Origin of the sequence: Acinetobacter sp. YH12152 (genome assembly GCF_013418285.1) — a bacterium.
Classification (GTDB): Bacteria; Pseudomonadota; Gammaproteobacteria; order Pseudomonadales; family Moraxellaceae; genus Acinetobacter; species Acinetobacter amyesii.
Genome location: NZ_VPCH01000087.1, coordinates 1 through 6,737 on the forward strand (window position 1 = coordinate 1; position 6,737 = coordinate 6,737).

4 protein-coding genes are annotated in these 6,737 nt (G+C 41.5%); 1 reads left to right on the forward strand and 3 read right to left on the reverse strand.

Annotated elements, in window-relative coordinates:
* Window positions 1-238: 238 nt before the first annotated feature.
* The 3 genes from FTU83_RS16585 to FTU83_RS16595 form a co-directional block, all read right to left on the reverse strand.
* Window positions 239-2,644 (reverse strand): glucose/quinate/shikimate family membrane-bound PQQ-dependent dehydrogenase, encoded by a 2,406-nt coding sequence (locus FTU83_RS16585; protein WP_180107385.1) that lies wholly within the window; start codon window positions 2,642-2,644, stop codon window positions 239-241.
* Window positions 2,645-2,815: 171 nt separating this feature from the next.
* A complete protein-coding gene (locus tag FTU83_RS16590; RefSeq protein WP_257222667.1) occupies window positions 2,816-4,054 on the reverse strand; it encodes a carbohydrate porin in 1,239 nt (412 codons plus the stop codon).
* A gap of 216 nt (window positions 4,055-4,270) precedes the next feature.
* Window positions 4,271-5,392 (reverse strand): CaiB/BaiF CoA-transferase family protein, encoded by a 1,122-nt coding sequence (locus FTU83_RS16595; RefSeq protein ID WP_180107381.1) that lies wholly within the window; start codon window positions 5,390-5,392, stop codon window positions 4,271-4,273.
* Between the two features lie 210 nt (window positions 5,393-5,602).
* Here FTU83_RS16595 and FTU83_RS16600 point away from each other — a divergent pair, with 210 nt between their 5' ends.
* Window positions 5,603-6,613: an AraC family transcriptional regulator gene (locus FTU83_RS16600; RefSeq protein WP_078190094.1), complete on the forward strand. Its 1,011-nt coding sequence runs from the start codon at window positions 5,603-5,605 to the stop codon at window positions 6,611-6,613.
* Window positions 6,614-6,737 lie beyond the last annotated feature (124 nt).

Here is a 6,737-nt window from a genome sequence, read left to right on the forward strand (position 1 = left end):
CATGAGAAAGCCCATATAAATGGGTAGAGTACAAGTTGCTGTAGAAGCATTTTTAATTCGTCTGATCACAGATACTTTATAAAGTATTTTAATACTTTTTTGAATCCGTCAATGCGTAAGTCCTAATTTATTAATATATTGAATTATTTCTCCATTACTTAGCATAAATTTACATAAAGAATTTCAGCCAATAAAAAGCCCGATAAATCGGGCTTTTTATTTAGCGATGTAAAATCACTTATTTTTTATCTGGTAATGCATACGCAACAAGGTAATCACCAAGTTTTGTACCAAATGAACCATGACCACCAGCCATGATCACAACATATTGTTTACCATTTGCTTCATAAGTCATTGGAGTCGCTTGACCACCTGCGGGTAGACGACCTTCCCACAAAGTATCACCATTCGTTACATTGATTGCACGGATATAGTTATCTTGTGTTGCGCCTACAAACATGACATTACCAGCAGTCGAGATTGATCCACCAAGACCTGGTACACCAATTTTCACAGCAGGTAATTGGAACAATTTCGGTAAACTATCACGAATTGTACCAATACGTTTTTTCCAGACCACTTCATGTGTATTTAAATCTACACCTGCAGTAAAGCCCCATGAAGGTTGTTTACAAGGTAAGCCAAGTGGTGACAAGAAAGCTTTGATTTCCACACCATAAGGCACGCCATACATTGGTTGAACACCTTGTTCAGTACCCGCACCTTTCGCAGTTTGCTCACGGTTTGGATCTGTAGGAATCAACTTAGTCACAAATGGCAAGCCAATTGGGTTCATCACAGCGACTTGACGGTCTTGGTTCACCGACATACCACCCCATTCAAATACCCCAAGGTTACCTGGGAATACCAATGTGCCATTTTCAGAAGGTGGTGTATAAATACCGTCGTAGTTTAATGATTTGAAATACACACGACACATCAACTGGTCAAACATAGTGGCACCCCACATTTGTTTATCAGTCAATTTATCTTTTGGTGCTAAATCAAAATCAGAGAACGGTTGAGTTGCAGAATAATGCTCACCTTTAGTTTGTGGACCACGTTTTACAGTTTGTGGAACTGCTTTTTCGGTGATTGGCACAATCGCTTTACCGGTACGACGGTCAAGGACGAATGCATTACCTGTTTTGGTTAAGACATAGATCGCAGGAACAGTATTACCTGATTTATCTTTGATATCTGCCAATGAAGGTTGTGATGGTACATCCATATCCCACAAATCATGATGCGTGGTTTGGAAATTCCAAATTAATTTACCAGTCGATGCATTTAATGCCAACATTGAGTTCGCATAGCGTTCATCTAATGGCGTACGGTGACCACCAAAAATGTCTGGTGTGCCTACACCTGTTGGCACATAAACGATGTCAAGTTTTTCGTCATATGCTAAAGGTGCCCATGCGTTTGGAGACGCAATAGAGAAGGTTTTTCCTTCGCCTGGCATAGCATTCGGATCTTGTGCACCAGTATCAAAGATCCACAATAATTCACCGGTATTGACATCATAACCACGGATGACACCAGATGGCTCTTTAGTCGAGAAGTTATCGGTAGTTGAACCGCCAATCACAATGGTTGTGCCAGTAATCACTGGAGGTGAAGTTGGGATATAACCGCCTGGATACGGATAAGGCATATCTTTTTGTAGATCGACTTCGCCGTTATGACCAAAGTCACTACATGCTTTACCTGTGTCAGCATTGACTGCAACCAAACGACCATCATTTACAGGCAAGATCACTTTGCGCGGACACTCAGTTGAAGTCGAGCGTTTGTTCTCTAAGCTTTTTGCAAACTGAGTGGTATTTGCAGCGTCAAAATAAGACACACCACGACATGTTAAATGTTGATAGGTATTGTCCGCTTTAAGCTTAGGATCGAATGCCCATTTTTGTTTACCTGTCGCAGGATCAAGTGCAATTAAACGTTGGTGAGTTGTACACATAAACATGTCATTGCCGACTTTAATCGGAGTGACTTGGTTTGTGGTTTCACCTGAGTCATTTTCTGTTGGCAATTCACCTGTACGGAAAGTCCACGCCACTTCTAAATCTTTAACGTTATCGCTATTGATTTGAGCAAGTGGAGAATAACGTACACCACCTTGTGTACGACCATAGGCAGGCCAATCTTCAGGAGCAATACCCTCAATCGCTTTGGCTGTTTGAGGTTGTGCATTTTTAATTTCACCGTTAATTTCTTGCGGATCATTAAAAATTGAATAGATCATTACGATAATCGCAATCACCAGTGTGCCTGATAATGCAATTTTCGCAGTTTTGCCATTTTCCATACCGCGTGTCACGGCAGGAATCAGCAACCAAAGGCCCAATAAGCCTAAAATATCAAAACGAGGTGCAAGTGCCCAAAAGTCAGAACCTGCTTCCCAAAGTCCCCAAATCACTGTACCCAGCATTAACGCTGCATAAATGTATAAAGAACTGTTTTGAATTTTTCTTAAGTATATTGCTGAAGCCAGCATTAACAGGCCGGCGATTATGTAGTACCAAGAACCGCCAAGGACTGCCAGCCAGATACCACCAATCAATAGAACCAAGGCGAAAATTGCCATCACAACGACGGTAAATGTTCGCATCCCAGTTCCAGTAGATGGGTTGCTCATGTTGACCACCTCTATTGTCGAATGTTGTATTTGATGCGTGAAACTCATTCAACGCACCACCGTTTTTATGTCGCAAAGAGAAGTTGTTACAAAAACAATTCAAGGGGGAAATGTCGTAATTCTTCTCAGAATTACCGAATTGCTTTTATAAGAACTCTAATTGGACATCAATTAAAATGCTGTTTGAAATTTGATACCGCCAACCCACGCATTCTCACCATATTTGTAAGCACCGACGTGACGGATATATTGAATGTTAGGACGAATAGTCAGCCAGTTTGCCGCATGAATACCGTAGTAAATTTCTGCGTCATACTCTTCACTTTGTAGACCGCGTGCATCAACGCTGTTATTGGCAATATTGGCGTCATTCACATCATCATTAATGCTGATACGACCTAAGCCAATCGCGATTTCATCCTGAGGACGTGCATCGAATGCACCTTTGTATACCAAGCCAATGTTTTGCATATCACTTACATTGTTGGTGTCTGAGTCATGCACAGTGACATTCACAAAACCGCTTAAGCCACGTGAGGCATCGTCTTTGTGTGCTATCAGTTGTTGTTTCGCCACAATCCAACCACCTTGATGGTGATCTTTTTCATTTACTGGGCTATCAATGACATCGGCATCAGCGGTACTGTAGTAGTAACCTGCACGGTATTCACCCGGTAGCTTTTGTGTCCCCACTTTTGGAGTCCACACCACTTCAGCAGGAATAATCGCACCTTTAGAACCATCAGTACTCAAGTTCCAACCTTTACCACGTTTTAGATTTTCAGGGTTGTATTCATAAACCCCGACTTGTGCGTAGAGTTCAGGCTGAATGTTATATTTCACGCGAGCAGCCCATTGGCTGACTGGCCAGTTGTACCATTGGTCACCGACCCAGTTACCCACTTGTGAACCACAAAGTGCTAAGTTTTGAAAGTCACAGTCAAAGCTGTTGAAATCTTCACCTTCACCAAAACGACCGACTTTAATATCTAATTTTTGGTCTAAGAATTTTTTCTTGATCCAAAAATCAGTCAAACGCCAAGTTTGACCACGACCCCACACTTCTTGTGTTGCACTTAAATGACCATTTAATGCATCTGAAGTTTGAGACAATGAACGACCATTACGTTCAGTGATATTGATTTGCGCTTCGGTATCTTTCCAACCTGCAATTTTTTCTAAATCGAGATGTGCCCCGATCGCGAATTGGTCCGCATATTCAGTGCCATGACCAGAAGCATGCTTTGCATCTAACAAAGTGGCTAATTCGCCACCATAACTAAAACTAAAATCGTAACCTTTCTGTTGGAGAGCTGTTTGTTGACCGTTCCAATCACCGAACATCCATGGGCTTTCAGAACTGAAAGCATCTGCAGTAGTTGCCGCTTGGGTTGCTGAACCCGCAAGCATTATTCCGAGGCTAAGATATAAAGATCCAAGTTTACTCACAGCTATTTTCATTTGGAGACCTATATACCAATTGTGTTAATAGTTCACATAATACTCTCACATTTGTATAATTTATTTATTTTTTTATTAACAACCCTCAATATTTACATAGATGTTTATCTAATTAAGAGATTTTAAAGGTTTTATTGTTTAACTTATCACCTTTTTTTATACCATTCATAACGAATTATCCGCACCTAAAGTTTTACCCACATGGGTATAAATCAATGCTGATCTAGAAAATTTAATCGGACATGCCAGTTGAGTTTGTGTCATTGTGTCGCCTTCTTGTAGCGGAACTTCAACACACCAATGCCGCTCTTGGGCCAATTGTGAATTTAGAGCTTCGTCCAAACTTAAAACTGGTTCCACACAGACATCTTGAGAGGCAAAAATCTTTTTCCACTCAGCCCATGTTTTGGTTAGTATTTTTCGGGCAATTGCATGCTTAATTTCAGTCTGGTCTTGCGGATCAAATGACATGCCTTGCGTCGCTAAAGCGGGTAAATCGAGAATTTGCGCCAATCCATGTAAAAACTGTGGCTCCAAACCACCTATAGACAGATAACGACCATCTTGGGTTCGATAATAGTCATAGAAACTTCCGCCATTCAGATGTGCCGTCTCTGCCGCGGTTACCGCATTGGCAGCCAATACTCCTGCTGCAGCCATATTGTTCAATGCTACGGCACAATCGGTCATGGAAATATCAATATATTGTCCTAAACCGCTACGGTAACGCTCAATCACCGCAGCTAAGATGCCAGTAAGCGCATGCATTGATCCGCCTGCGACATCGGCGATTTGAATCCCCATCGGTGGCGGGCCACTGTCTTGGCGTCCGCTATGACCTGAAATGCCCGATAAAGCCAAGTAATTGATGTCATGCCCTGCGCGGTCTTTGTAATGTCCGGTTTGACCATAACCCGTAATCGAGCAGTAAATAAGTCGCGGATTAATTTCGGCCAAATCTGCATAATCCAAACCCAAGCGTTGCATAACACCTGGACGAAATTGTTCTACCACAATATCAAAATCTGAAATTTTGGCTTTGATCAATTCAATACTTTTCGGATCTTTTAAATCTAATGCGATGGATTGTTTATTGCGATTTAAATAACTATGCGCTGTGGCTTGCCCATTGGCATAAGGTGGCATCAAACGAACCAGATCGGGACGCGTCGGTGACTCAATATGCACAACTTCCGCACCCATGTCAGCCAAATACAAGGTCGCAAATGGCCCTGGGAGTAATGTCGAAAAGTCGAGTACTTTCAATCCTTTTAAAGCAGCTTCCATGGATATTTTTCTCTAATTGTGTAGATTTTTTATCCATGGTAGAAATATAAAATGATTAAAACAATGTCATGTTCAGCCATTTACCTTGATAGTTTCGGCAATTTACCATGTAAAAATGGTAAAACCGCTGTTGTAAATTGCCATGATTTCTTTTTTTAGCGTCATTTAGGTCAAACATTTGTGAACATTAAAGAGACTGAAGGATTAAACATGAGTCGTGATACGATCAGTATCCATTTCGTCAACGCAGCCTTAACTGGTGTGAAACGTCTCGGCATGGATGTCGAAACTTTATTGTCTCATGTTGGCATTGAGGCTGAACTTCTACGCCAACCCAAAGCGCGTATTTCACCTGAACAATACACACGTTTTATTAAAATGTTGTGGATGGTGACCCAAGACGAACACGTCGGTTTTGATATTCAGCCGCGCCGCTTGGGTACTTTTGCCATTATGTGCCAATTGATTATTCATGCTAAAACCCTCGGTGATGCACTTGAACTGTCTTCGCAGTTCTACAAACTGTTTGGTGATGAATGGTCGGTGACACTAGAACGTGATAAGCACGAAGCACGTTTAGTTCCTCAAATTCCAAAATCTATGGACCCAGACCATTTCATTACAGAAAGTATGCTGATGATTTGGCATGGTCTCGCTTCTTGGTTGATTGAACGTCGTCTGCCTTTAGAACGCGTACACTTCGGTTATGAACGACCTGAACATGCTGACGAATATGATGCCTTGTTTTTTGCACCTGTCATGCAGTTTGATACACCACGAACTGAAATTACATTTGCAGCGGATTATTTAGATTTACCCATTCGTCAAAACGAAGAAACGCTTGAAGAATTCTTAAAAGCAGCTCCTGCACAGTTATTGGTTAAATTTAAAAATACCAATTCATTAACATCTCGTATCCGTGATGTGCTGAAGAGTCAAATTGGTGAAGAAATGCCAACCTTGAACGATGTTGCGTCAATGCTGTATCTATCGCCGCAAACACTACGTCGTCGTTTAGCCGCTGAAGGTAAGAGCTACCAAGGTGTAAAAGATGCTTTACGTCGAGATGCTGCAATTCACTTATTGCTTAACCCAGACTTAACGCTTGAAGATGTTGCACAGCAAGTCGGCTTTAGTGAAACAAGTACTTTCCACCGCGCATTTAAAAAGTGGACCGGTGTAACACCAGGCCTATATCGCCAATTACATGGTTATCACTAGGGTCTGTTGACATTTGTTGATTAAAAAAATAGCGAGATAGTAAAATTAAATCGCCAAACCCAATTTTACACTCGCTATGCCTCGAACAATGCTAAATGATCAACACTGGTCCAAGTTACTTGCT